At 66.3% G+C, this 26,582-nt stretch carries 21 protein-coding genes and 1 other RNA gene; 14 read left to right on the top strand and 8 right to left on the bottom strand.

Annotation, left to right across the window (positions count from 1 at the left end; all coding sequences use genetic code 11):
- The first annotated feature begins 126 nt into the window (after positions 1 to 126).
- From shn_RS11145 to shn_RS11130, 4 genes are all read left to right on the top strand, one after another.
- Positions 127 to 1,302 carry an efflux RND transporter periplasmic adaptor subunit gene (locus shn_RS11145; RefSeq protein ID WP_064330464.1) on the top strand — a complete coding sequence of 392 codons (1,176 nt, stop codon included), beginning with the start codon at positions 127 to 129 and terminating at the stop codon, positions 1,300 to 1,302.
- Complete coding sequence (locus shn_RS11140; RefSeq protein WP_064330463.1) at positions 1,302 to 4,478, top strand: efflux RND transporter permease subunit; 3,177 nt, start codon at positions 1,302 to 1,304, stop codon at positions 4,476 to 4,478. The genes shn_RS11145 and shn_RS11140 overlap by 1 nt, the downstream gene beginning before the upstream one ends.
- Before the next feature lie 260 nt (positions 4,479 to 4,738).
- Entirely contained in the window at positions 4,739 to 6,160 is a 1,422-nt protein-coding gene (locus shn_RS11135; protein ID WP_064330462.1) for an FAD-binding oxidoreductase, read from the top strand.
- Between the two features lie 42 nt (positions 6,161 to 6,202).
- The gene (locus tag shn_RS11130) at positions 6,203 to 10,003 is read left to right on the top strand and encodes an AsmA-like C-terminal region-containing protein (protein ID WP_064330461.1); all 3,801 of its coding nucleotides are present in this window, start codon (positions 6,203 to 6,205) and stop codon (positions 10,001 to 10,003) included.
- A gap of 84 nt (positions 10,004 to 10,087) precedes the next feature.
- Here the strand turns inward: shn_RS11130 and shn_RS11125 are convergent, their stop codons facing one another.
- From shn_RS11125 to shn_RS11105, 5 genes are all read right to left on the bottom strand, one after another.
- Positions 10,088 to 10,312, bottom strand: a complete 225-nt coding sequence (locus tag shn_RS11125) for a ribbon-helix-helix domain-containing protein (protein WP_064332547.1) — start codon at positions 10,310 to 10,312, stop codon at positions 10,088 to 10,090.
- Between the two features lie 160 nt (positions 10,313 to 10,472).
- Positions 10,473 to 10,682 carry a DUF4169 family protein gene (locus shn_RS11120; protein WP_064330460.1) on the bottom strand — a complete coding sequence of 70 codons (210 nt, stop codon included), beginning with the start codon at positions 10,680 to 10,682 and terminating at the stop codon, positions 10,473 to 10,475.
- A gap of 9 nt (positions 10,683 to 10,691) precedes the next feature.
- A complete protein-coding gene (locus tag shn_RS11115) occupies positions 10,692 to 11,213 on the bottom strand; it encodes an SspB family protein (protein WP_064330459.1) in 522 nt (173 codons plus the stop codon).
- 109 nt (positions 11,214 to 11,322) lie between these two features.
- Positions 11,323 to 11,681: a transfer-messenger RNA gene (ssrA, locus tag shn_RS11110) on the bottom strand.
- A 32-nt stretch (positions 11,682 to 11,713) separates the two neighbouring features.
- Positions 11,714 to 13,045 carry a bifunctional diguanylate cyclase/phosphodiesterase gene (locus shn_RS11105; protein ID WP_064330458.1) on the bottom strand — a complete coding sequence of 444 codons (1,332 nt, stop codon included), beginning with the start codon at positions 13,043 to 13,045 and terminating at the stop codon, positions 11,714 to 11,716.
- A gap of 240 nt (positions 13,046 to 13,285) precedes the next feature.
- Between shn_RS11105 and shn_RS11100 the strand changes: the two genes are divergently transcribed.
- The 7 genes from shn_RS11100 to shn_RS11070 all read left to right on the top strand — a co-directional run bounded on the left by shn_RS11100 (position 13,286) and on the right by shn_RS11070 (position 19,084).
- Complete coding sequence (locus tag shn_RS11100) at positions 13,286 to 13,597, top strand: DUF2853 family protein (RefSeq protein WP_064330457.1); 312 nt, start codon at positions 13,286 to 13,288, stop codon at positions 13,595 to 13,597.
- A gap of 87 nt (positions 13,598 to 13,684) precedes the next feature.
- The gene (locus shn_RS11095) at positions 13,685 to 14,479 is read left to right on the top strand and encodes a thymidylate synthase (RefSeq protein WP_064330456.1); all 795 of its coding nucleotides are present in this window, start codon (positions 13,685 to 13,687) and stop codon (positions 14,477 to 14,479) included.
- A 15-nt stretch (positions 14,480 to 14,494) separates the two neighbouring features.
- Positions 14,495 to 15,016: a dihydrofolate reductase gene (locus tag shn_RS11090; protein ID WP_064330455.1), complete on the top strand. Its 522-nt coding sequence runs from the start codon at positions 14,495 to 14,497 to the stop codon at positions 15,014 to 15,016.
- Positions 15,017 to 15,171: 155 nt separating this feature from the next.
- Positions 15,172 to 16,293, top strand: coding sequence for an FtsH protease activity modulator HflK (hflK, locus tag shn_RS11085; RefSeq protein WP_064330454.1), 1,122 nt, complete (start codon positions 15,172 to 15,174; stop codon positions 16,291 to 16,293).
- A complete protein-coding gene (gene hflC, locus shn_RS11080; RefSeq protein ID WP_064330453.1) occupies positions 16,293 to 17,237 on the top strand; it encodes a protease modulator HflC in 945 nt (314 codons plus the stop codon). Before hflK ends, hflC begins: the two co-directional genes overlap by 1 nt.
- 7 nt (positions 17,238 to 17,244) lie before the next feature.
- Entirely contained in the window at positions 17,245 to 17,433 is a 189-nt protein-coding gene (locus tag shn_RS11075; RefSeq protein ID WP_064330452.1) for a DUF2065 domain-containing protein, read from the top strand.
- A gap of 127 nt (positions 17,434 to 17,560) precedes the next feature.
- The gene (locus shn_RS11070; protein WP_064332546.1) at positions 17,561 to 19,084 is read left to right on the top strand and encodes a DegQ family serine endoprotease; all 1,524 of its coding nucleotides are present in this window, start codon (positions 17,561 to 17,563) and stop codon (positions 19,082 to 19,084) included.
- Between the two features lie 214 nt (positions 19,085 to 19,298).
- Here the strand turns inward: shn_RS11070 and shn_RS11065 are convergent, their stop codons facing one another.
- Both shn_RS11065 and serB read right to left on the bottom strand, forming a co-directional pair.
- The gene (locus tag shn_RS11065; RefSeq protein WP_064330451.1) at positions 19,299 to 19,856 is read right to left on the bottom strand and encodes a GNAT family N-acetyltransferase; all 558 of its coding nucleotides are present in this window, start codon (positions 19,854 to 19,856) and stop codon (positions 19,299 to 19,301) included.
- Positions 19,856 to 20,746 carry a phosphoserine phosphatase SerB gene (serB, locus tag shn_RS11060; protein WP_064330450.1) on the bottom strand — a complete coding sequence of 297 codons (891 nt, stop codon included), beginning with the start codon at positions 20,744 to 20,746 and terminating at the stop codon, positions 19,856 to 19,858. The genes shn_RS11065 and serB overlap by 1 nt, the downstream gene beginning before the upstream one ends.
- Between serB and miaA the strand changes: the two genes are divergently transcribed.
- Complete coding sequence (gene miaA / locus shn_RS11055; protein ID WP_064330449.1) at positions 20,745 to 21,674, top strand: tRNA (adenosine(37)-N6)-dimethylallyltransferase MiaA; 930 nt, start codon at positions 20,745 to 20,747, stop codon at positions 21,672 to 21,674. The genes serB and miaA overlap by 2 nt on opposite strands.
- A 17-nt stretch (positions 21,675 to 21,691) precedes the next feature.
- Here miaA and shn_RS11050 read toward each other — a convergent pair whose 3' ends face one another.
- Entirely contained in the window at positions 21,692 to 23,761 is a 2,070-nt protein-coding gene (locus shn_RS11050; protein ID WP_064330448.1) for an ATP-binding protein, read from the bottom strand.
- 343 nt (positions 23,762 to 24,104) lie between these two features.
- Between shn_RS11050 and shn_RS11045 the strand changes: the two genes are divergently transcribed.
- Positions 24,105 to 25,883, top strand: coding sequence for an acetolactate synthase 3 large subunit (locus shn_RS11045; RefSeq protein WP_064330447.1), 1,779 nt, complete (start codon positions 24,105 to 24,107; stop codon positions 25,881 to 25,883).
- Positions 25,884 to 25,954: 71 nt separating this feature from the next.
- A complete protein-coding gene (ilvN, locus tag shn_RS11040; protein WP_064330446.1) occupies positions 25,955 to 26,527 on the top strand; it encodes an acetolactate synthase small subunit in 573 nt (190 codons plus the stop codon).
- Positions 26,528 to 26,582 lie beyond the last annotated feature (55 nt).

The raw sequence follows: 26,582 nt of genomic DNA, 5'->3' as shown, positions 1-26,582 counted from the left end.
GGGCCGACAACCTTACATTTCCGTAATGAACGCATTCTTTCATTGCCCGTTCATTTTCAAAGCGGGATACTTGGCCTAAGTCGCGCCGCAACAGATGACGGTTCGCTTCCTTCGGAGACAGATTGCATGCGGGTTTGGAAACAGCTCCTCATAAGCCTTGGCGTCATTTCGGCGGGGGTCTTGCTCTGGGGTCGCTTCGTGCCCGGGGCAAATGCCATGCTGGAGGCCACGGGCCTGCCCGGCACGCTCGTGGCGGCCATCGCGCCGGCCGGCGACGGCGAGGCGCAGGGCGGCCGCGAGGGTGGCCGCCGCGGCGGCTTCGGCGGCGGGCCGGCACTGGTCGCCACCAAGAAGGTGGCCATGTCCGTCGTCAACGACCGGCTGAACGCCATCGGCGACGGCGAGGCGATCCGCACCGTGACCGTGACGCCCTATGCCACCGGGAACCTCACGGAGGTTCTGGTGAAATCCGGCGAACGGGTGGAGCAGGGCCAGGTGATCGCCCGCCTCGACAGCGACGAGCAGCGCATCGCCGCCGACCAGGCGCGCGTGGCGCGCGACAGCGCCCGGCAGAAGCTGACGCGCATCGAGAACCTGAAATCCACCATGAGCACCGCCGAGCTGCAGGACGCCCAGACGGCGCTGCAGGCTGCCGAACTCGCCTTGCAGAACGCGGAGCTGACGCTGCGCCGCCGGGACATCACCGCGCCCTATAGCGGCGTCGTCGGCATCATCTCCGTCAATCGCGGCGACTACGTCACCACGTCGTCGGCGATCGCCCGCATCGACGACCGTTCGGAAATCCTCGTCGATTTCTGGGTGCCGGAGCGATTTGCGACGAGCGTGCGCGTCGGCGGCGCCGTGACGGCGACGGCGGTCGCGCGGCCGGGCGAGACCTTCACCGGCGAGGTGCAGGCGATCGACAACCGCATCGACCAGGAGAGCCGGACGTTGCGCGTGCGCGCCCAGATCGACAATCCCGAGGATCTCCTGCGCGCGGGCATGTCCTTCCAGGTGACCATGCGCTTTGCCGGCGACCTCTATCCGAGCGTCGATCCGCTTTCCGTGCAGTGGAGCGCCGACGGTTCCTATGTCTGGCGCGTGAAGGACGAAAAGGTCGAGCGCGTGCCGGTCCATATCGTGCAGCGCAACCCGGACAAGGTTCTGGTGAAGGCCGAGATCGCCGAGGGCGACCAGATCGTCACCGAGGGCGTGCAGACGCTGAGGCCGGGCGGCGCGGTGCGCACGGCCGCCCGGGAGCGCGACCAGCAGACGACCTCCTCCGTGACGGAGGGGTCGTAATGTCGGGGGAGACGAACGCGCTCGACACTTCCGGCAAGGCGGGGTTCACCGCGCTCTTCATCCGCCGGCCGATCTTCGCCCTCGTGCTCAACACGCTGATCGTCGTCGCCGGCCTTGCCGCCTTCAACGGCGTGGAGATCCGCGAGCTGCCGTCCGTCGACCAGCCGGTCATCAGCGTCTCGACCACCTTCGACGGCGCCTCGCCGGAAACCGTCGACCGCGAGCTGACCGATGCGATCGAGGGCGCCGTCTCGCGCGTCCAGGGCATCAAGGACATCTCCTCGTCCTCTTCCTTCGGCCGCAGCCGCGTCACCCTGCAATTCTCCGACACGACCGACGTCAACCAGGCGGCCAACGACGTGCGCGACGCGCTCGGCCGCGTGGCCAACCAGCTTCCCGACGGTGCCGACGAGCCGCGCGTCGTGAAGGCCGATGCGGACAGCCAGCCGATCATGCGCCTGGCGCTGACCTCCGACACGCTCTCGCTCGAAGACCTGACGCTGCTCGCCGAGAACGAGATCACCGACCGTCTCGCCTCCGTCGAGGGCGTCGCCGACGTCGTCGCCTATGGCGACCAGGAGAAGATCTTTCGCGTCGATGTCGACCAGTCGAAGCTCGCCGCGCGCGGCCTGACGGTCGCGGACCTGCGCAACGCGCTGGCGACCGCCGCCTTCGACGTGCCCGCCGGCTCGCTGAAGAGCCAGAGCCAGGACATCACGGTGCGCGCGACGGCGGACCTGAAGACGCCCGCCGATTTCGAGAACCTGATCCTGAAGAACCGCGTGCGTATCGGCGACGTGGCCATGGTGACGATGGGCCCGGACGAGGGCTCCACCGCGCTGCGTTCCAATGGCCGCCAGGGCATCGGCCTCGGCATCATCCGCCAGGCGCAGTCCAACACGCTCGATATCTCGGCCGGCGTGAAGCAGATGGTGGCGCAGTTCGGGAGCATCCTGCCCGAGGGCACCGAGATCAAGATCACCAGCGACGACGCCGTCTTCATCGAGGGCGCGATCCACGAGGTGGAGATCGCGCTCATCGTCGCGGTGTCGATCGTCACGCTCGTCATCTATCTCTTCCTGCTCGACTGGCGCGCGACGCTGATCCCGACGATCAGCATGCCGATCGCGCTCATCGGCACGATCGCCGCCATCTACATGGCCGGGTTCTCCGTCAACATCCTGACCTTGCTCGCCATCGTGCTGGCGACGGGCCTCGTGGTGGACGACGCCATCGTGGTGCTGGAAAATATCGTGCGCCGCCGGGCCGAGGGCCTGAAACCGCGCGCCGCCGCCATCCTCGGCACGCTGGAAGTGTTCTTCGCCGTCATCGCGACGACGGCGACGCTTGCCGCCGTCTTCGTGCCGCTCTCCTTCCTGCCGGGGCAGGCGGGCCGGCTTTTCCGCGAATTCGGCTTCGTGCTGGCCTTCGCCATCCTGCTCTCCTCCTTCGTCGCGCTGACGCTCTGCCCGATGCTCGCCTCGCGCATGCTGACCAAGGACATGACGCACGGGCATACGGGCCTTCTCGCCCGCATCGGCGGCGCGGCCTCGCGCCTCTACCGCTCGACCCTGCACGCCTGCCTCGGTGCGCCCGTCATCGTCTTCGTCGTGGCGCTCATCTTCACCGCGGCGGGCGCCACCTCCTTCTTCACCATCAAGTCCGAGCTGACGCCGAGCGAGGACCGGTCCATGGTCATGCTGCGCGTAAACGCGCCGCAGGGCGTGTCGCTGGAATATGCGCAGGACCAGATGAAGCTGATCGAGAACAAGCTGCGCCCGCTCTACGAGGACGGCGAGATCGTCAACATATTCTCGATCTCCGGCCAGGGCGGCTCGACGAACAGCGGCTTCATGGTGTTGACGCTGGCGCCCTGGGGCGAGCGCGAGCGCACGCAGCAGGAGATCGTGCAGGACATCAACGCGGCGGTCGGTTCCGTGCCCTCGGTGCGCGCCTTCGCCATGCAGCCGAACAGCCTCGGCATCCGCGGCGCCGGCAACGGCCTGCAGGTCGCGCTGGTCGGCAACGACTATACCAAGCTCGGCAATGCGGCGGCCGAACTCGTGCGCCAGATCGAGGACAGCGGCCGCTTCCAGAACGTGCGGCTGAACTACGAGGCCAACCAGGCCCAGCTTTCCGTAAGCGTCGACCGCGAGCGCGCCGCCGATCTCGGCATCGACATCACCGGTCTTTCCGCGGCGCTGCAGGCCATGCTGGAAGGCACGAGCGTCGTCGACATCTATGTCGAGGGGCAGGCCTATCCCGTCAAGCTGTCCTCGACGACGCAGCCGATCAACGACCCGATGGACCTGGAGAACATCTTCCTCAAGACCGGCGACGGCAAGATCGTGCCCATGTCGTCCATCGCCTCGCTGGAGGAAAAGGCCGTCGCCCCGCAGCTTTCGCGCGAACAGCAGTTGCGCGCCGTCTCGCTGTCGGCCGGCCTCAAGGACGGCCTGGCGCTCGGCGAGGCGCTGTCCCTGGTTCAGGAGATGGCCGCGCCGCTGCTGCCGGAAGGCTCCCGCGTATTGCCGATGGCCGAGGCGGCGACGCTGCAGGAGAATTCCAACGGGCTCTTCATCACCTTCGGCTTCGCGCTCGCCATCATCTTCCTCGTGCTCGCCGCGCAGTTCGAGAGCTTCGTCAGCGCGATCATCATCATGGTGACGGTGCCGCTGGGGCTTGCCTGCGCGGTCTTCGCGATGATCATTACGGGCACGACGCTGAACATCTACAGCCAGATCGGGCTCGTGCTGCTCGTCGGCATCATGGCGAAGAACGGCATCCTGATCGTCGAATTCGCCAACCAGTTGCGCGACCGCGGGCAGGATATCCGCAGCGCCATCGAGGATGCCTCGAACATCCGCCTGCGCCCGGTCCTGATGACGATGATCGCCACCGTCGTCGGCGCCCTGCCGCTGATCCTCGCCAGCGGGGCGGGCGCGGAGGCGCGCATCTCGCTCGGCTGGGTGCTGGTCGGCGGCCTCGGCCTTGCCACCGTCGTCACGCTCTACCTGACCCCCGTCGCCTATCTGGTCATCGCCGGCTTCACCAGCCCGCATGCCGACGAGGAGAAGCGCCTCGCCGCCGAGCTGGCCCATGCCGAGACGCTCGGTAGGCGCAAGGACGAGGCCTTGCCGCCGCCGGCGGAAGTCCTGCCGCAGGCGGCGGAGTAAAGGCCGGCGGCGCTGTCCCCTGTGGCGATTGCCCCTCACCCTAACCCTCTCCCCGCAAGCGGGGAGAGGGGGCTTGCCCCTGCGAAACGTTGAGGAATTGGGGAAATCGGTGCGGCATATCCCTTCGCCCCGCTTGCGGGGAGAAGGTGGTCGGCAGGCCGGATGAGGGGCTACCAAGACTTTTATCCTTCGCGCAATTGCGGCTGGACAGCCGCCCGCCAATTTGCTGAGTAAATCCTCACGGAATTGAGGACCTTACGATGGCTTTGGCGGATATCAGGGGCGGCGCGCGCAACGAGGAGGGCATCGCCGCGGCGCTGCCGCGGCTTGCCGGGCGCTTCGGCGCGCGGTTCCAGACGGGCGAGGCGATCCGCGCCCAGCATGCGCACACCACCACCTATATTCCCGCCCAGTTGCCGGACGGCGTCGTCTTCGTCGAGAATGCCGAGGAGGTGAAGGCCGTCGTCTCCCTCTGCGCCGAACTGAAGGTGCCGGTCATCCCCTTCGGCACGGGCTCCTCGCTGGAGGGGCAGGTGAACGCGCCGAACGGCGGCATCTCCATCGATTTCAGCAACATGAAGCGGGTCCTTGAGGTCAATGCCGAAGACCTCGACTGCACCGTCGAGCCCGGCATCACGCGCGAGGAGCTGAACGTCTACCTGCGCGATACCGGTCTCTTCTTCCCGATCGATCCCGGCGCGAACGCCTCGATCGGCGGCATGACCTCGACGCGCGCCTCGGGCACCAATGCGGTGCGCTACGGCACGATGAAGGACAATGTGCTCGCCGTGACCGCCGTCACCGCCACCGGCGAGGAGATCCGCACCGCCCGCCGCGCACGAAAATCCTCCGCCGGCTACGACCTGACGCGGCTCTTCGTCGGCGCCGAGGGAACGCTCGGCGTGCTGACCTCGATCACGCTGCGCCTCCAGGGCATCCCCGCGGTCATCGCCGGCGGCATCTGCGGCTTCCCGACGCTGAAGGACGCCTGCAATGCCGTCATCATGACCATCCAGCTCGGCATTCCCGTCGCCCGCATCGAGCTCGTCAACACGCTGCAGATCAAGGCCTGCAACGCCTATTCCGGCCTGACGCTGCCGGAGCAGCCGACGCTTTTCGTGGAGTTCCACGGCAACGAGGAGAGCGTGCGCCTGCAGTCGGAAGAGTTCGGCGCGATCGCCGCCGAATGCGGCGGCGGGGCGTTCCAGTGGAGCGCGGACGCGGAGGAACGGGCGAAGCTCTGGAAGGCGCGGCACAATGTCTACTGGTCGGCCAAGGCGCTGCGGCCCGGCTGGGAGGCGATCGCGACCGATGTCTGCGTGCCGATCTCCCGCCTTGCCGATTGCGTGGCCGAAACGGAAGTGGATATCGAGGAGCACGGGCTGCTGGCGCCGATCGTCGGCCATGCCGGCGACGGCAATTTCCATGTCAGCCTCGTCTTCGACGACAAGGACCCGGCGCATGTCGCCGAGGTGGAGGCCTTCGTCGGCCGGCTCAATGCCCGGGCGCTCGCCATGGATGGCACCTGCACCGGCGAACACGGCATCGGCCAGGGCAAGCAGGGCTTCCTGCCGGGCGAGCTCGGCGGCACGGTCCAGTTGATGCGGCAGATCAAGCAGGCGCTCGACCCGGACAACATTCTGAACCCCGGCAAGATTTTTTCGACCCTCTCGGGCAATTAGTCGTTATCCTGAGGCGGTGAAACGAAATTCAAGGCAGGCGGCGTGCTTTCGAGAATCATGCTCTTCGTTGGCGGCTTGGTGGTCGTGGCGCTCTTTGCGGCGCTGCTCGCGCCGCTCTTCGTCGACTGGACCAGCTTCCGCCAGGATTTCGAGCGCGAGGCGAGCCGCATCATGGGCCGCACCGTCGTGGTGCATGGCAGCGTCGATGCCCGTCTGATCCCGTTCCCCTCCGTGACGCTCAACGACGTGCGGGTCGGGGCGCCCGACGACGGGCAGCCGCTGGTCGAGGTCGCACGCTTTTCCATGGATGCGGAGCTGGCGCCGTTCCTCTCCGGCGAGGCGCTGATCTTCGACATGCGCATCGAGGAGCCGAAGGCGCGCATCAAGCTTTTCGAGGACGGCACGCTGGACTGGGCGCGCGGCCGCAAGTCCGATATCCCGGCCCGCACCGTCATCCTCGAAAATGTCGCGATATCAGGCGGCGAGATCGAGTTCGTCGATGCGCAGACCGGCCGCACCCGCCATGTCACCGGCCTCGATGCGCAGGTCTCGGCAAAGTCGCTCGCCGGCCCTTGGCGCATCGACGGGCGCGCGGCGCTCGATGGCGAGAGCGGCGCCTTCCAGCTTTCGAGCGGCCAGGTGGAGAACGGCGCGCTTTCCCTGCGCGCCCGCATCGTGCCCGACCGGCTCGCCTTCACCGCCGATCTCGACGGTGCGCTGAAGGTCGTCGATTTCCGCCCGCAATATCACGGCGACTTCACCGTCTCGGAAAAGCCGCGGCCGAAGGGCGAGGGGCCGGCCGATCCGATCCGCGTCGCGGGAAAATTCGAGCTTTCCAACGAGCGCATCCGCGTGCCGGAATACCGCCTCGAAGCCGGCCCGCACGAGGACCCCTATGTGGTGACCGGCGAGGCGACGCTCGATACCGGCCGCGCGCCGGAGTTCCTCCTGATCGCCGACGGCCAGCAGATCGACGTCTCGCGCATCGGCAACAGCGGCGAGGGCGGCAAGACCGGCCGCAACCCGCAGGTCTCCGTGCGCCAGCGGCTCCAGGCGCTGCTGGCGATCGCCGCCGACATCCCGATCCCGCAGGTGCCGGGCCGCGCCAGCCTGTTCCTGCCGGCCGTGGTGGTCGGCGACACGACGGTGCGCGAGGTGCGCCTCGACGTGAAGCCGGACGGCGAGGGCTGGCGGATCGACCGGGCGGATGCGATTCTGCCCGGCCGCACCACGCTGGAGGCCAAGGGCCGGCTGCGGCTCAAGGAGAACCGCGGCTTCGTCGGCGACCTGCTGGTCGCCTCGAACCAGCCCTCGGGACTGGCGACCTGGCTTGCCGGATCCGTCGATCCGGAAATCCGCAAGCTCAAGACGGCCGGTTTTTCCGCCGAGGTGAACCTGACCGAAGAGCTGCAACGCTTCGAAAATCTCGAAATCGCCATCGGCGCCGCCTCGCTGCTCGGCCGCATGGAGCGCGAATCGCGCGCGGATGCCGTGCCCACCCTGTCGCTGCAACTGCGCGGCAACGAGATCGCGCTGGAATCGCTCCAGGCGCTTGTCGGCCTCGTGGCGGGCGATGCCTCGCTTTCGGCCGTGCTGGAGCATTCGATCGCGCTCGACATCAAGGCCGACCATTTCCTCGCCTTCGGCGAGAGCGCGTCCGGCGTCAATGCGGCGCTGTCCGTCAAGGACGGCCTCATGACGTTGAGCCGCCTGAACATCGCCTCGCTGGACGGTGCGGCGCTTTCGGCCAGCGGCACGCTCGGCGGCTCTCTTCTGGCGCCGAGCGCCGGGCTCGACATGAGGGTGAAGGCGGCCGCGATGCGCCCGGTGGCCGAGCTCCTGGCGCGGCACCTGCCGGCCCATCCGGTGCTTGCCCGTTTCCTCGCCAATGCCGGCTACTATGACGATGCGGACCTTGCCGTCCGGCTGGCCTTTTCCGGCGAGGCGGGAAATCCGGCGACGCTGACGCTCAGCGGTCCCGTCAATGACGGGCGGGTCGAGATGAAGCTCTCGGCCGCAACGCCCGTCGATCTGCTGGAGGGGCGCAATTTCGAGATCGAGGGCAGCATCTTCAATCCGCAGTCGGTCGTGCTGGCCGGACAGGTCGGGCTCGACCCGCTGCCCTTCGATGCGGACCCCGACGGCAGCGTCACCTTCCGCGTGAAGCAGCCGGAGGACGGCCCGGCCGATGTCTCGGCGGCCTTCAACGCCGGCAGCACGACGATCTCCGTCAAGGGCACCGCTGCGCTCAACGCCGCCGATTTCCCCGCCGGTACGCTCGCGCTTTCGGCGAAAAGCGACGACATCGAGCCCTATCTGATGATGAACGGCATCGCCGTGCCGCAGGCCGGCGCGGGCCTGCCGCTTGCGCTGCAGGCGTCCGTCGCCACGAGCGCCGAGGCGATCACGATCACCGACATTGCAGGGGAGGCCGACCGCAACGCCTTTTCCGGCCGCCTGACGCTCGACCGCACGGCGCCGACGCTCAAGGGCACGGGCGCGCTGCGTTTCGATACGGTCGACTTCGCCTTCCTCGCCGAGGCCGTCGCCGGGCCGGTGACGGATCTCCTCGAAGGCGGGCTGAATGCGGCGCCGCTCGTGCAGCCGCTTCAGGATGCAGCCGATCTATCCGTCGCGCTGGAGGCCGGTTCGTTCTGGCCGGGCCTTTACGGCGCGGTTGAGGGTTTTTCGGGCAACCTCGTCTGGAAGGGCGGCGAGCTGACGCTGACCGACATGGCGGGCGACTGGCTGGGCGGCCGGCTGGCCGGACGCCTCAAGGTCGCCAATGCCGAGGAGAACGGTCTGTTCGAGGCGCGGGCGGAACTGTCGGGTGTCGATCTCGCCAGGATCGTCTGGGCCGGCCCCGAGGGCGCCGTCGCCGCGGGCAAGGCGGATGTGACGCTGGCCGTCGATGCCTCGGGTAAAAGCGTGCGCGCCATGGTCGAGGGGGCCAGCGGTTCGGGCGAGGCGCGGATCTCCGATCTCACCCTGCGCGGGCTCGATACGGGCGCGCTGCCGGCGCTGCTGAAGGCGGCGGACGACATCGAGGGCGACATCACGCCCGAGCGCGTGGCCGGGTTCGCGGCGGATGCGATCCTCAGGGGCGAGGCGGCGCTGGGCGCGGTGCGCATGCCCTTCGCGCTTGCCGGCGGCAAGCTGCGCGTCCAGAACGTGACCGCCGGGGACGGCAAGGCCGGCTTTTCCGGGGATGCGGATATCGATCTTGCCGGCGATGCGATGACGGGCCGTCTGTCCGTCACCTATGCGGCCGGCGAGGAGGCGCTTGCGGGGGCGGAGCCCGAAGTGGTGCTCGACTATCGCGGCCTCGTGGAGGCGCCGGGCGTGACGCTCGACGTGCAGCCGCTTGCCAACTACCTCTCGCTGCGCCGCTTCGAGACGGAGCGCCGCCGGGTGGAAACCCTGCAGGCCAATGTGCTGGAAAAGCAGCGCCTGCGGCGCGAGGCGGCGCTCTATCGTTCGCGCGCCGAGGCGCGGGCCGCACTTGCCGAGGCGATGCGGCTGCAGATGGAGGAGGAACAGCGCCGCCGCACCGAGGCCCGCGATCGCGCCGAGCGGGAACGGACCGCGCGGGAGGCGGCCGAAGCGGCCGAGCGCGCCCGCCGCAAGGCCGCGGACGACGCGCGCCGCCTGCAGGCGGCCGAGGAACAGGCCCGCCGCCTTGCCGAGCAGCGTGCCGCGGAGGAAGCCCGCCGGGCCGAGGAAGAGGCCGAGCGTCGCCGCCTGCCCGCACTGCGGGGCGAGGGCGTCGAGCGCGGCGGCGAACTGCCGCCCCTCGACAGCGGGCAGAACCTGAATTTCGATACGCTGCCGGGCGTCAACTGAGCCGTTCCGGCAAAGGGGGGCGAAGCCGGCGGGTCGCGCCAATCCCGGGAAAGGGCGGCCGACGATGCTTTTGCGGCTTCTGCGCTACGCCGCGCCCCCCGCCTTGTGCTTCAGCCAGTCCAGCACATGCAGCCGAAGGGCCGAGGACAGGTTGCCCTCGACACCCCTCGTGTCGTCGATGTCGCGGATGAGGGCGGCGAGCGGCAGGCCGCGCTCGCCGGCAATGGCCTTCAGTTCGTCATGAAAGGCGGGTTCGAGCGAGAAGCTCGTGCGGTGGCCGTGCAGGGTGGTCGAATATTTTCGGATCATGGCCATCCCTGCACACACCGCCGTCCGGTTGGAGCCATTCCAGCAGAGCACGGCTGTTGCGTGCTCGAAAGCGCGGGAGCCAAGGGGCGCTCTCTGACCCGAGAAACGCCGGAACGCTCTTTGAAATCGATTCCGCTCCTGCCGGCAGGGGCTTGAAAGATCAGTCTTTGCCGTCCTTGGGGCCGTCTTCCGGCCGTTCCAAGTGGCCCTGTTCGAACGCCTTCTGCGCCTTGTCGTTCAGCGCGCGCGTCAATGCCTTCTCCGCCTTGGTGCGGCCGAAGCTTATGCGGTTCTGCTCGGCCTGCTTCTCCTTTTCGGAGCGGGCCTTCTGCTTGCGGACCTGACGGAGATTGACGACGTCGCCGCTCATCGCGCGGCCTCAGTTCTTCTTGCGGAAGGAATCGAGCGAGACGACGGAACCACCACCCTTGTTGTTGTCGTCGCCACCGGTCGGCGGTGCCGGATCCTCGGTGGTTTCCTCGGTCTTTTCCGCCACGGCGGGATAGGCGGTGATCTCGGCGGAGTGTTCGTCTTCCTCGACGGCCGGCACGTCGAATTCCAGCTCGAAGCTTACCGACGGGTCATAGAAGCCGCGGATGGCGTTGAACGGGATGACGAGCTTTTCCGGCGTGTCGGAGAAGGAAAGGCCGATCTCGAACAGGCTCTCGGTGACCTTGAGATCCCAGAACTGGTGCTGGATGACGATGGTCATCTGCTCGGCATATTTCGCCTTCAGGTGCTGCGAGATGCGCACGCCGGGGGCGTTGGTGAGGAAGGTGATGAAGAAGTGGTGCTCGCCCGGCAGGTGCCCGGTGACGGCGACCTCGGACAAAACCTTGCGGATGACGCTGCGCAGCGCGTCCTGGGCGAGAATGTCGTAGCGAATGTGGTCTTGCGCCATCCGTTCCTGTCTTTCTTCCAGCCTTTGTGTTCAGGCATTGCTTGTCTACTCACACCTTCCGGCACGAGTCATCTGGCACAGCTATAGACCATTTCAAGAGATTGGAGAAGGTGAAGGCTTCTGTTGCCAGGTGCCTTCGGACCCCGCCTGCCGGTGCGACCCGTCAGGACTTTGAGTGAAGTGTCACACCGCCATTAGGCAGCGAGACGAGCTTCCGCATAGTTGTCGTTTGCAACTACAAGTTTAGCCCGATAACGGTGGTACAATGCCGAGCAAAAAGTCGATCTTTACGCCCTTGTCGATCCTATTTCGCCCCCATCAAAAGCCGGTCCGCTTCAAGACCGGTTTTTGGTGGAGGCGCCGGGTACCGCCCCCGGGTCCAATGGGTTTATTACACCGCCCGTTTATTGCCATAGCTGCCGAGGCAGCACCCTTCATATAGGCGCTCTCTGCTCCCAAGAAAAGGGCTTTGTGACAGGGATTTGGCAAAGTTTTCAGGTTCAGGCGGTTTCGGCGAGCGGCGGCGGGGTTTCCGCGGCCCATTGCGTCTGGAAGTCGGCCAGCGGCACGGGGCGGCCGAAATAGAAACCCTGGAAGGCCATGCCGCCGAAGGATTGCAGGAGCAGGAACTGTTCCTTCGTCTCGATGCCTTCGGCGACGACGGCAAGGTCGAGCGTGCGGGCGATGTCGAAGATGCTCTTCAGGAGCAGGTGGTTGCGCTTGCTCTCCGGCGCATCCTTGACGAAGGAGCGGTCGATCTTGATCTCCTGGATCGGCAGGCGGCGCAGGTGGCTGAGCGAGGAATAGCCGGTGCCGAAATCGTCGAGCGAGAGGGTGAGGCCGGCCGCACGCAGCACGCCCATCTTTTCCGCGATGGCGTCGACATCGTTCGCCATCATGCTTTCGGTCAGTTCCAGCTTGAGGCGTGCGGGGTCGATGTCCTGCGCGCGGATCCGGGCGAGCACGGCGTCGGCGAAATCGGCCTTCATGAACTGGTCGGCGCTGACATTGACCGCGAGCCTCAGATGGCGCGTTCCGTCATCCTGCTGCCAGAAGGACAGCGTCTTGAGCGCCTCGTTCAGCACCCAGTCGCCGATGGCGGGCATCAGGCCGGCCTGCTCGGCGACGGGGATGAAGTCGCCGGGCGAGACGAAGCTGCCGTCCGGCCGCCGCCAGCGCAGCAGCGCCTCCGCACCGGTGACCGCGCCCGCCTGGTCCACCTGCGGCTGGTAGAAGAGCTCGAACTCGCGGTTCTTCAGCGCGGCGGCGATGTCGCGCTCCCGGCCGAGATTGCGGGCGAATTCCTGCCGCATCATGTAGAGGCAGCCGCACAGCATGGCGACCGCGATCGTCACGTTGACCCATGCGCCGACGAAGCGGAAATCATCGGAGATCGGCCGGGCGAAGGGCAGGGCGAGCTGCGTGCTGGCGAAGACGACGAAGGCGGCGAGCGAGAGCGCGACGATGGCCATCTGCCGGCGCGAGGGGCGTTGCTGGTAGTTGATGTAGCCGATCATCGCCAGCACGAGCAGGAAGAGATGCGAGACCCGCGGGGCGACATCGTTCGGCACATCGAACAGCAGGCAGAAGGCGGCGATGATGACGAGGAAGGCGACCTGGGAGAAGAGGATGGCGGCGGTCAACTGGCGGCGGCGGACGAGCACGAAGCTCGCGACGGCGACGGTGACCAGCGCGATATCCATGGCGACCATCGACCATTCCTGCATCGCCGCGAAGACGACGCCCCAGCCGGCCGTCAGCACGCCCGCGGCGAGCGAGGCCGTGGCATAGACGAGCCGGAAGCGATCGGAATAGTCGTCAGTGTGTCTCACATGCGGGGGTGCTCGCTGCGGATTGGTCCATCGGGCTTTTCGCCGGATAGCTGTAGCGGAAATTCCTTCAGAAAGTGCAAAAATGTTGCCCGTTGTAACCCAGGCGGGCGGAGCTTGCGCAAGCCGGCGGCTTCCGGTCGTGCTTTATTAGCGCTTGACTTGCCGAGGCCGCATGAAAAACATGGCGGCGCGGCAGGTCCGTCATGAGGGCGGCGGCCGGGCAATCGGAGAGGGGATACCATGACCGACTATCTCGCAGACGTCCGCAAGTATGACAGCGGTGCGGACGAGGCCATCGTCAAGAAGATCGTGAGTCATCTCGGCATCGCGCTGCGCAACCGCGACTCCTCGCTCGTCTCCTGCTCGGACCCGGAAGAGCTGAACCGCGTCAAGGAAAAGTGGTGCGCCAAGAAGTTCGGCATCACGGGCGAGGCCGCCGACAAGGCGGTGGAGGCCGTCTGCAAGACCATGGCCGACGACCGCACGAAATCGCGCGTCACCTTCTACTATCTGACGGCCAAGGAGCTCGGCACGCTCGGCGCGCTCGCCTGAGGAAAACCGGGACAACCCGATTTCACGCTTTGGCCGCCGCCGTTACCGCTCTAGTATCTTACGCTGGACAACGAATCGGCGGCGACCATGCAGCAATATCTCGACCTTCTCGCCCATGTCATGGAAAACGGCACCGACCGCGGCGACCGGACCGGTACGGGCACGCGCGGCGTCTTCGGTTACCAGATGCGCTTCGACCTTTCGGAAGGCTTTCCGGTTCTGACCACCAAGAAGCTGCACCTGCGCTCGATCATCCATGAACTCCTGTGGTTCCTGAAGGGCGACACCAACATCGCCTATCTCCACGAGAACGGCGTGACCATCTGGGACGAATGGGCCGATGCCGAGGGCGAGCTTGGCCCGGTCTACGGCTACCAGTGGCGCTCCTGGCCGACCCATGACGGGCGCCATCTCGACCAGATCGTCGCCGTCCTCGACAGCATCAGGCGCAATCCGAATTCGCGCCGCCATATCGTCTCGGCCTGGAACCCGGCGCTGGTCGACGAGATGGCGCTGCCGCCCTGCCATTGCCTGTTCCAGTTCTACGTGGCGGACGGAAAGCTCTCCTGCCAGCTCTACCAGCGTTCCGCCGACATCTTCCTCGGCGTGCCCTTCAACATCGCCTCCTATGCGCTGCTGACCATGATGGTGGCGCAGGCGACCGGCCTGCAGCCGGGCGATTTCGTGCACACGCTCGGCGACGCGCATATCTATTCCAACCATTTCGAGCAGGTGCGCACCCAGTTGACGCGCCGCCCGAAGCCCTTGCCCTTCATGAAGCTCAACCCCGATGTGAAGGACCTTTTCTCCTTCAAGTTCGAGGACTTCACCCTGATCGGCTACGAAGCCGATTCAACCATCAAGGCACCCATCGCCGTCTGATTTTCGGGTATCCGCATGACTGAAGCCAAGATCGTCCTCGTCGTGGCCGTCGCCCGGAACGGCGTCATCGGCCGCGACGGCGACCTGCCGTGGCACCTGCCGTCGGACCTCAAGCGCTTCAAGCAACTGACGCTCGGCAAGCCGGTGCTGATGGGGCGGAAGACCTGGGATTCGATCGGCAAGCCGCTGCCCGGCCGGCCGAACATCGTCATCACCCGCGACACGACGTTTTCCGCGCACGGTGCCGCGGTCGTCTCCTCGCTCGACGAGGGACTGGATGCCGCCCGCCGCGAGGCGGAAAAACTCGGGGTCGACGAGGTCTGCGTCATCGGCGGCGGGCAGATCTATGCCCAGGCCTTCGACCGGGCGGATATCCTGCACGTCACCCGTGTGGAGGCGGAGGTGGAGGGCGATACGCGCTTTCCCGACATCGATCCGGCCATCTTCGAGAAGGTGGCGGAAGAGCCCATTCCGCAGGGCGAGAAGGACAGCCACGCCATGCATTTCGTCACCTGGCGCCGAAAAGCGGCCGCATAGGCCCCGATCACGAACTATTTTGCCGCACAAGCCCGCAAGCACACGCGGATTTGTTGAAAGGTGCCGGAGGGATACCTATAACGGGTTCACCTCGCGTTGCGCGGTGAAACACTCCGCGAAATGCGGCACGTAGGGATAAAAAGAAAGAGGTATTGATGCCCTGGAGCAATCAGAACGGCGGCGGCGGCCCTTGGGGCGGCGGCGGCGGAAACAATCAGGGGCCATGGGGGCAGGGACCGAACCGCCCCCGCGGCGGCGGCGGCAATGGCGGGCCGCCCGACCTTGAGGACATCATCCGGCGCGGCCAGGACCAGCTGAAGAACGTCATGCCTGGCGGCATCAACGGCGGCGTCGTGGTCATCGCGCTGCTTCTCGTCGGCGTCTTCTGGCTGATGAACTCCATCTACACCGTCCAGCCGGACGAGCGCGGCGTCGAGCTGCGCTTCGGCAAGCCGAAGCAGGAAGTCTCCATGCCCGGCCTGCATTTCCACCTCTGGCCGCTGGAAACCGTCGAACTCGTGAAGATCACCGAGCAGCAGCAGAATATCGGCCGCCGCACGGCCGCTTCCAGTTCCGACAGCTCCGGCCTGATGCTGACGGGCGACCAGAACATCGTCAACGTGCAGTTCTCGGTGCTCTACTCGGTCACGGATCCGCAGGCCTACCTCTTCAACCTCGAATATCCTGCCGAGACGCTGCAGCAGGTTGCCGAAAGCGCCATGCGCGAGGTCGTCGGCCGCCGTCCCGCCCAGGACATTTTCCGCGACAACCGTCAGGCGATCGCGGAAGGGGTGAAGACGACGATCCAGGCGACCATGGACGCCTATGGCTCCGGCATCTCGATCAACACCGTCGCGATCGAGGACGCGGCCCCGCCGCGCGAAGTGGCCGATGCCTTCGACGAGGTGCAGCGCGCCGAGCAGGACGAGGACCGTTTCCTCGAAGAAGCCAACCAGTATGCCAACCAGAAGCTCGGTCTTGCCCGCGGTCAGGCCGCGCAGGTCCGCGAAGAGGCGGCCGCCTACAAGGACCGCGTCGTCAAGGAAGCCGAAGGTGAAGCAGCCCGCTTCCTGTCTATCTACGAACAGTACAAGGTCGCTCCCGACGTCACCCGCAAGCGTCTCTTCCTCGAAACGATGGAAGGCGTGATGAAGAACTCCAAGAAGGTCATCATCGACGAGAAGCAGGGCGGACAGGGTGTCGTTCCCTTCCTGCCGCTGCACGAACTGGGCCGTGACGCGACCCAGCAGCAGCAGAGCGTAGGAGGCACGCAGTAATGGGCAACCGGATACCGACCATTCTGATCGCCGTCGGCGTTCTTCTCTTCATCGCCTATTCCTCGGTGTTCGTCGTCAACGAGCGCCAGCAGGCGATCGTCATCCGCTTCGGCCAGATCCAGGACGTCAAGTCCGAGCCGGGCCTCTACTTCAAGCTGCCCTTCGGCTTCATGGATGCCGACAGCGTGCAGTACATCCAGGACCAGGCGCTGCGCTTCGATCTCGACGACATCCGCGTCCAGGTCTCGGGCGGCAAGTTCTACGAGGTCGATGCCTTCGTGGTCTACAAGATCACGGATGCCCGCCGCTTCCGCGAGGCCGTCTCGGGCGACCGGGAATCGGCCGAAGCGCGCCTGCGCACCCGTCTCGATGCGGCTCTGCGCCGCGTCTACGGTCTGCGCGGCTTCGAATCCGCCCTGTCCGAAGAGCGCGCGTCGATGATGCGCGAAGTGCGCGGCGAGCTGACGAACGACGCGTCGAACCTCGGTCTCACGATCTCCGACGTGCGTATCCGCCGGACGGATCTCACGCAGGAAGTCTCGCAACAGACCTTCGAGCGCATGAAGGCCGAGCGCCTTGCCGAAGCCGAACTCATCCGCGCGCGCGGCAACGAGGCCGGCCAGCGCCGCCGCGCCATCGCGGATCGCCAGGTCGTCGAGTTCCTCGCGGCCGCACAGCGCGATTCGGAAATCCTCAGAGGTGAGGGTGAAGGCGAGCGCAACCGCGTCTTCGGCGAAGCCTTCTCGCAGGATCCGGCCTTCTTCGACTTCTACCGGTCGATGAGCGCCTACCGGACCTCGATGACCGCGTCCGACACCACGTTGGTGCTGTCGCCGCAGTCGGAGTTCTTCCGTTACTTCGAGGACGCCGCCGGCACGGCGCCCGCAACCTCGGGTGCGGCAACGGGCACCGGCACGACGACGACGCCGTCGACCGCAGACTGAGAACGCCATGTCCGATTTCCTGACGGGGATCGCGTTCTTCCTGATCATCGAGGGGCTGGTGTACGCACTGGCCCCTTCGATTTTGAAGCGCATGGCGGAAATGCTGCCGCAGATTCCGGAAAGCCAGCTGCGTGCCTCCGGGCTCGTTGCCGTGGCGCTCGGCGTCGCCATGGTGTGGTTCGTCCGCGGCGCGTGAACGCGGCCCTTGCGGCTGCCCGCGAAGACGGGCAAGACTTCACATGATTTCAGCGCGGCGGACTGATTTTTGCCGTATCCGGGGCAAACACTCGCCGCGACAATCCAGACGAAAGAGGATGCCGACCATGGCTTTGAAGATGAGGTCCAGCGTTGCCCATGCGGCACTCGCGCTCGCGGTGAGTTTTTCGCTGGTCGCGGGGGGACCGTTCGTCGTCCCGGCGGCGGCGCAGGTCCAGCCGAACGGCCCGGAATCGGTTGCCGACCTCGCCGAAAGCCTGCTCGACGCCGTGGTGAACATCTCCACCTCGCAGAACGTCAAGAGCGATGACAAGGCGCCCGTTCCGCAAGTGCCTGAAGGCTCGCCCTTCCAGGATTTCTTCGACGAGTTCTTCAAGGGCGAGGGCGGCGAAGGCGGCAACCAGGGCCAGACCGTCAATTCGCTCGGCTCCGGCTTCGTCATCGATCCCACGGGTTACATCGCCACCAACAACCATGTCATCGAGGGCGCGGACGACATCGAGGTGAACTTCGCCAACGGCTCCAAGCTGAAGGCGAAGCTCGTCGGCACCGATCCGAAGACAGATCTTGCGCTCCTGAAGGTCGAGCCGAAGGCGCCGCTGAAGGCGGTGCCCTTCGGCGATTCGCGCACCATGCGCATCGGCGACTGGGTGATGGCGATCGGCAACCCGTTCGGCCTCGGCGGCTCGGTGACGGTCGGCATCATCTCGGCGCGCGGGCGCAACATCAATGCCGGTCCCTACGACAACTTCATCCAGACGGACGCGGCCATCAACCGCGGCAATTCCGGCGGCCCGCTGTTCAACATGAAGGGCGAGGTCATCGGCATCAACACGGCGATCATCTCGCCCTCCGGCGGGTCGATCGGCATCGGCTTCTCCGTGCCGACGGAGCTCGCGCAGAACATCTTCCTGCAATTGCGCGATTTCGGCGAGACGCGGCGCGGCTGGCTCGGCGTGCGCATCCAGCCGGTCACCGACGACATCGCCGAAAGCATCGGCATGAGCGAGGCCAAGGGCGCGCTCGTCGCCGGCATCATCAAGGGCGGCCCGGTCGACAACGGCTCGATCATGACCGGCGACGTCATCATCCGCTTCGACGGCAAGGATGTCGACGAGATGCGCGACCTGCCGCGCGTCGTCGCCGAAAGCCCGGTCGGCAAGGCCGTCGACGTCGTGCTGCTGCGCGACGGCAAGGAGATGACCATCAAGGTCACGCTCGGCCGCCTCGAGGACGGCGAGAAGCAGGCTGACGACGACGAGGTGACCGAGGGCGAGGACACGCCGGACGAGGGCACGACGCCCGAGACCGGCGAAGCCCAGCCCAGCAAGGTCGACAGGGTGCTCGGCATGGGCATCAGCGACCTCGGGGAAGAGGCGCGCAAGACCTTCGAGATCGTCGAAAGCGTCAAGGGCGTCGTCATCACCGAGGTGGCGCCCGATTCGGCCGCCGCCGAGCGCGGCATCGTGCCCGGCGACGTGATCGTCGAGATCGGCCAGGAGGCGGTGACGACGGCGGAGGAGGTCAAGAGCCGCATCGCCAAGCTGAAGTCGGAAGACCGCCGCAACGCGCTGATGATGATCGCCAACCGCACGGGGGCGCTGCGCTACATCACCGTGCGCATCGATTAAGGCGAGTCCCTTCAGGGGCTTGCGGGCGAAAGCTGCGAGATGGAATCGGGCCGCTGGAGTATTGCTTCAGCGGTCGTTTTATGGGGGCTGCATGAAAAGCCCGCCATCCGCCTGCCGGCACCTTCCTCCCGTCGGAGGGAGATCGCCGGCGTCTCCTTTTCCTTCTCTCCGTCGGGAAGAAGGTCGCCGAAAGGGCCGGATGAGGGGATTTCTCTCAGCGGCGCTGCCAGCCGGCGCGATCCAGCGCGTAGAGCACATGCGGGCGAAGGGTGGGGTCGTCGAGGCCTGGCATGTCGAAATTCCGCTCCGGTACGGCGCGCATGCCGATGTGCTGCATGACAGCGACGGAGCGCGTGTTGCCAGCGACGGCGAAGGAGACGATCTCGGCGAGGCCTTTCTCCTCGAAGCCGAAGGCGAGCAGCCGTTCGGCGGCCTCGGTGACGTAGCCCCGGCCCCAATGGCGCCGCGCCAGCCGCCAGCCGATCTCCACCGTGCCGGCCGGCAGGTGAGGTTCCAGCCGCTCCGTCGTGCGCGAGAGGCCGCAGAAGCCGAGGGCGAGGTCGCTTTCCCGCTCGGCGAGCGCGTAGAAGCCGAGGCCGGTCTCGGCGATGATGCCGCGGATGCGCTCGAAGAGCTCGTCGGACTGGGCGCGCGTGCGCAGGAACGGGAAGAATTCCATCACCACGGGATCGGAATTGATCTCGTGGAAGAGGTCCCGGTCCTTTTCCTCCCAGTTCCGGAGCGTCAGGCGCCTGGTCGTGGCGATGGGCATCAGCCGGTCACGAAATCGGATCTGCGGTAGCCCTGGAGGTAGAGCAGGGCGGTGAGGTCGCCGTGGTCGATGCGGATCTTCGCCTCCGCCGCGACGGCCGGCTTGGCGTGCAGCGCGACGCCGGCGCCCGACAGGTGCAGCATGCCGAGGTCGTTGGCGCCGTCGCCGACGGCCATGGCTTCGTCCGGCGAGATGCCGAGCCGTTCGGAAATCTCGGTGAGGGCGTCGACCTTGGCCTGCTTGCCGAGGATCGGCTCGGCGACCGCGCCGGTGAGCTTGCCGTCGGCGTCGAGCAGCAGGTTGGCGCGGTTCTCGTCGAAGCCGAGCATGGCGGCGATGCGGCTCGTGAACACGGTGAAGCCGCCGGAGACGAGGGCGGTATAATACCCCTTCGCCTTCATCGTCGCGATCAGTTCGCGTCCGCCCGGCGTCAGCGTGATGCGCTTTTCGATGACCTCGTCGATGACGGAGACCGGGAGCCCCTTGAGAAGGGCGACGCGCTCGCGAAGCGCGGGCTCGAAGGCGATCTCGCCGTTCATGGCGCGCGCGGTGATCGCCGCGACCTTGTCCTTGAGGCCGACTTCGGCGGCCAGTTCGTCGATGCATTCCTGGCCGATCATCGTCGAATCCATGTCGGCGATCAGCAGTTTCTTGCGCCGCGTTTCCGCTTCCTGGATGGCAAGATCGACCGGCTCGCCGCCGATGACGGCGCGGATTGCGGCCTCAGCGGCGCCAAGGTCGCTGCCGTCGCGCAGCGCGATGTCGCAGGCGACGCCGTCGGCAAGCCAGTAAAGCCCGGATGCGTTGACCGCATCGGCGGCCTTTTCGGCAAGGCTGGGCGTCAGGACGGGATTTGACGGATTGGCGACAAGCGTGGCAACGAAAGCCATGATGAGAAACCTTGATCGAAAGCGGGACGCGATCCTGATAACGGGCCCGACGGCCAGCGGCAAGTCCGCGCTCGCCGTACGGCTGGCGGCCGAGCACGATGGCGTGGTGGTGAACGCCGACAGCATGCAGGTCTACGACACGCTGAACCTGCTCACCGCCCGCCCGCAGCCGGCGGATATGGCCGGCATCGAGCACCGGCTCTACGGCCACGTGCCGGCCGGCGCGGCCTATTCCACCGGCGACTGGCTGCGCGAGGCGGCGGCGGTTGTCGCGGAATTGCGGCAGCGGAAAAAACTGCCTGTCTTCGTCGGCGGCACGGGGCTCTATTTCCGCGCGCTGACGGGCGGGCTCTCCGACATGCCCGCCATACCAGAGGCTGTCCGCGCCCACCTGCGCGGCCGGCTCTCGGACGAGGGGGCCGAAGCCCTCTACCGTGATCTGGAGGCGCGCGATCCGCAGACGGCGGCGCGCCTGAAGCCGGGCGACGGCCAGCGCATCGTGCGGGCGCTGGAGGTGCTGGAGGCGACGGGGCAGTCGATCTCGGCCTTCCAGGCGGCGACAGGACCGGCCGTCATCGATGCGGACCGGGCGGAGAAGATCGTCGTCCTGCCGGACCGGGCAGTGCTTGCCGCCCGCATCGACCGGCGTTTCGCAGACATGCTGGCATCCGGCGCGGTGGAGGAGGTGCAGGCGCTGCTGGCGCTCGATCTTTCCCCCGCCATGCCCGTCATGAAGGCGATCGGCGTGCCGCAGATCACGGCGATGCTGGCCGGGACGATGAGTGCGGCGGAGGTTGTCGAGCGTGGCGCAGCGGCGACGCGGCAATATGCCAAGCGCCAGATGACCTGGTTCCGCAACCAGCTCGACGAGAGCTGGCGGCGCATCGATCCGCTGGCCGCAGAAGGCACGCCCGGCGCGGGTGCGTAGCGGTCGGTGGAAGCGTCTCAGCGCCGGATCAGGCTGCTCAGCGGCTTCTTGAGAAGCTGTTCGCGGATGGAGCCCTCGCGCCGCGGCTCCTGCTGCTCGCCGAAGGCGGGCGCGGGGCGTGCTGCCGGCTGGCGATAGGGATCGGCGGCGGGACGCTGCGGCTCGGAGGTCAATTCCCGGCGGATCGCCTCGAACCGTTCCTGGGGCGAGGGGTCGTAGGCGCCCTGGGCGCCCGGCAGCATGTCGGGCCGGTACGGCTCGTGCTGGAGCGGCTGGGCGGCGGGACGCGCGGCCTCTGCTGCCCGCAGCGTCTCGACATAGTCTTCCTCGTCCTCGTAGGGCGCATCCTCGTAGCCGGTCGGCAACGGGGTGTTCTGGCCCTGGGCGGCGAGGTAGGAACTCTGGAAGCCGGAAATGTCGGGCCCGGTGATGGCGCGCATGCGGGCGACGATGGAGCGCAGGTCGACGCTTTGCGGCGTCTCGTCGCTGATCTTGACGCCGGTGCCGTTCGCCTTCGGCAGACGATTGGCCTCGACGCGCGAAAAGCGCATGCGCATCGGCACGGCCACGGCTTCGCCGAAGGCGATCGCCTCGCCATTGCCGATGGAGGAGATGAAGCTGGTCGTCGAGGACGATGAGTTGGGGATCGCCGAGCGGATGATCTCCTGGTCGTGCTCGTTGGCAAGGCGCATGGCGAAGATCGTCGAGCACTGGGAGAGGATCGTCGGGTCGAGCTCGCCGGGGCGCTGGGTGATGATGCCGAGCGAGACGCCGTATTTGCGGCCTTCCTTGGCGATGCGGGCGATGGCCTGGCGCGTCGGCATGAAGCCGAGCTTCATGTCGGCCGGCACGTAGCGGTGCGCCTCCTCGCAGACGACGAGCATGTGCACGCCGCCATTGCTCCAAAGGCCGATCTCGAAGGCCATGCGGCAGAGCACGGAGGCGACCGAATTGACGACTTCGGAAGGAATGCCGGCGAGCTGGAAGGTTGTCACCGGCTTGCCGTCGCCGGGAATGCGGAAGATGCGGGCGATCGTATCGAGGATCGTGTCGGTGATCGTGTTCGAGGAGAACATGAAATGGTAGCGCGGGTCGTTGATCGCCGACATGATCTTGACCTTGAGCGAGCGCAGGTGCGGCTTTTCCGCCCGGCCCTCCAGGCGCCCGATGCGCTCGTCGACGAGGGCGAGCAGGTCGGCAATGCGGAAGGGTACCGGCGTGTCGGCCGTCACCGAGCTTTTCTCGCTGCTGCGGCGCATAAGGCCGTTGTCGCTCGATCCGCGGAAGGCGCGCTTGGCCTCCGGGATCAGGTCGCGCAGGATGTCCATCTCCTCCGGCACCGGCGGGCGGCCGCGGAAGACGACTTCGGCGAATTCCTCCAGCCGGAACAACCAGAAGGGCAGGTCCAGCGTGTCGGTGTCGATGATGACCGCAAGATCGCCGAAGGCGGAGGCGAATTCGTTGTGCGGGTCGAGAATGAGCACGCGCAGGCGCGGATCGGCCTGGATCGCCTTGTGCAGCAGCAGCGTGACGGCGGTGGACTTGCCGACGCCGGTCGTGCCGACGATGGCGAAGTGCTTCTCCAGCATGGAGGGCACGTGGATCGTCGCGTCGATCGTCTCGTCCTGCGTCAGCTTGCCGATGGCGCAGACATCGTTCTTGCCGGTGTCGTAGACCTTGGCGAGATCCGAAGCGCGGATGCGATGGGCGATGGCGCCGAGATGCGGATAGTCGGTGATGCCGGCGGAAAACTCCTCGCGGCCATCGGCGCTGACATGCACTTCGCCCAGCAGCTCGACCTCGATGCGGAAGACCGTGTCGTGGTTCTCCACCCAGCTCTGCTGGTCGGTGGACATGGAATAGACGAGCGCGACGATCCGGTTGCGGCCGACGGAGATGGAGATGAGACGGCCGACGGCCCACAGTTCCGTAAGCGCCGTTTCCCCGCCTTCGGCGACGGCGCTGATGGTGGCATGCGAGCCGTTGCAGGCGACGACGCGGCCGAGCAGGCGGTTGCCCGTCGAAACGCCGTCCCGGCGCTCCTGCTCCCCAGCCACGATGGAACTTTGAAAATCACTGTTCAGCAATCACGGCACTCCTTGCCATCAAAGGCGAAGTCTAACGGCTGGCGCTTAATAAGACGTTTCGTCATGATGCATCCCTGGATTGCAATTTCGCGGATATGCGCGAATCCGTGCCGTTTCGAAACAGACGGAAAGGCGTTGACGCGCGTGGGCTTTGCCGTTAACACTTCGCCCCATGAAAAATCTGACCTCTATCATTCTTGTGGTGGGAACGCGCATGGGCAGGGTGGTGTAACCACCCGGCGAAAGCACCCATGCGCGGTAAGCAGGCTCCTCCAAGGGGCCTTTTTTTATGCCCAGAAATTCGATAATCACCCGAAATACGAAAGAGACGGACGGAAATCCGATGAGCGGAACAGAAAATCAGATGACGGGCGCCGAAATTGTCTTGCAGGCCCTGAAAGACAATGGCGTGGAACATATCTTCGGCTATCCGGGCGGTGCCGTCCTGCCGATCTATGACGAGATCTTCCAGCAGGACGACATCGAGCACATCCTGGTGCGCCACGAGCAGGGCGCCGGCCACATGGCCGAAGGCTATGCCCGCTCCACCGGCAAGGTCGGCGTCATGCTCGTCACCTCGGGTCCGGGCGCGACCAATGCCGTCACGCCGCTGCAGGACGCGTTGATGGATTCCATCCCGCTCGTCTGCCTCACCGGTCAGGTTCCGACCACGCTCATCGGATCGGACGCCTTCCAGGAATGCGACACGGTCGGCATCACGCGCCCCTGCACCAAGCACAACTGGCTGGTCAAGGACGTCAACGATCTCGCCCGCATCATCCACGAGGCCTTCCGCATCGCGCAGTCCGGCCGTCCCGGTCCCGTCGTCGTCGATATCCCGAAGGACGTCCAGTTCGCGACCGGCACCTATACGCCGCCCTCCGCAGCGCCCATCCAGAAGAGCTACCAGCCGAAGCTGCAGGGCGATGCGAACCAGATCGCGGCTGCCGTCAGCCTGATGCGCTCGGCCCGCCGGCCGATCATCTATTCCGGCGGCGGCGTCGTGAATTCCGGGCCGGAAGCCTCGCGCCTCCTGCGCGAGCTGGTCGAGATCACCGGCTTCCCGATCACCTCGACGCTGATGGGCCTCGGCGCCTATCCGGCCTCCGGCAAGAACTGGCTGGGCATGCTGGGCATGCACGGATCCTACGAGGCGAACATGGCGATGCATGACTGCGACGTCATGGTCTGCATCGGCGCGCGCTTCGACGACCGCATCACCGGCCGCCTCAACGCCTTTTCTCCGAACTCGAAGAAGATCCACATCGACATCGACCCGTCCTCGATCAACAAGAACGTCCGTGTCGACGTTCCGATCCTCGGCGATGTCGGCGCGATCCTGGAGGACATGGTCCGCCAGTGGCGTGCTGCCGCGAAGGATTACGACAAGGCGGTCCAGAACGACTGGTGGACGTCGATCGCCAAATGGCGCGCGCGCAACTCGTTCGCCTACAAGGCGAGCGACGACGTGATCATGCCGCAATATGCGATCCAGCGGCTCTACGAGCTGACCAAGGATCGCGACACCTACATCACGACGGAAGTCGGCCAGCACCAGATGTGGGCGGCGCAGTTCTACGGCTTCGAGCAGCCGAACCGCTGGATGACCTCGGGCGGCCTCGGCACGATGGGCTACGGCTTCCCGGCGGCGATCGGCGTGCAGGTCGCGCACCGCGACAGCCTCGTCATCGACATCGCGGGCGATGCCTCGATCCAGATGTGCATCCAGGAGATGAGCTGTGCGGTCCAGTATAACCTGCCGGTCAAGATCTTCATCCTGAACAACCAGTATATGGGCATGGTGCGCCAGTGGCAGCAGCTCCTGCACGGCAACCGCCTGTCGAATTCCTACACGGAGGCGATGCCTGACTTCGTCAAGCTCGCGGAAGCCTATGGCGGCGTCGGCATCGCCTGCGACAAGCCCGGCGATCTCGACGGCGCGATCCAGGAGATGATCGACGTCAAGCGCCCGGTCATCTTCGACTGCCGCGTGGCGAACCTCGCCAACTGCTTCCCGATGATCCCCTCGGGCAAGGCGCACAATGAAATGCTGCTGCCCGACGAGGCCACGGACGAAGCGGTCGCCAATGCGATCGACGCCAAGGGCCGCCAGCTCGTTTGATGGAAAGGAGAGCAATTCCAGCAAAAGCGTGAAGCGGCTTTGCGTTTGGAATTGCGTGAGGAAAGAACATCATGAACGCACACCTTCAGCCCACGGGCTCCGCCTATTTCATCGCCAAGGAAACCCAGGTCGCGGAGAGCCACACGCTCTCCGTGCTGGTCGACAACGAGCCGGGCGTGCTTGCCCGCGTCATCGGCCTGTTCTCCGGCCGCGGCTACAATATCGAGAGCCTCACGGTTTCCGAGACCGAGCACGAGGCGCACCTTTCGCGCATCACCATCGTGACGCGCGGCACGCCCGGTGTTCTCGAACAGATCAAATCGCAGCTCGAGCGCATCGTGCCGGTGCACCGGGTCGTCGACCTCACCGTCCGCGCCAAGACGATGGGCCAGGAACGGCCGATCGAGCGAGAGGTCGCGCTGGTCAAGGTCACGGGGGCCGGCGAATTGCGCGCGGAAACCCTGCGCCTTGCCGATGCCTTCCACGCCAAGGTCGTCGATGCGACCACCGAGCATTTCATCTTCGAGATCACCGGCAAGTCGTCCAAGGTCGATCAGTTCGTGGCGGTCATGAAGCCGCTCGGCCTCAGCGAAGTGTGCCGCACGGGCATCGCCGCGATGAATCGCGGTCCGCAGGGCATGTGAGCGGGTAGGGGGCCAACGCTTTCAAGCCTGCCGGCGGAGCCTTCAAGCGGAGGCC

Source organism: Shinella sp. HZN7, from assembly GCF_001652565.1.
In the GTDB taxonomy this organism is placed as follows: Bacteria; Pseudomonadota; Alphaproteobacteria; order Rhizobiales; family Rhizobiaceae; genus Shinella; species Shinella granuli.
The sequence above is the reverse complement of the archived record's forward strand: the minus strand, read 5'-3'. Positions and strand labels throughout refer to the sequence as shown.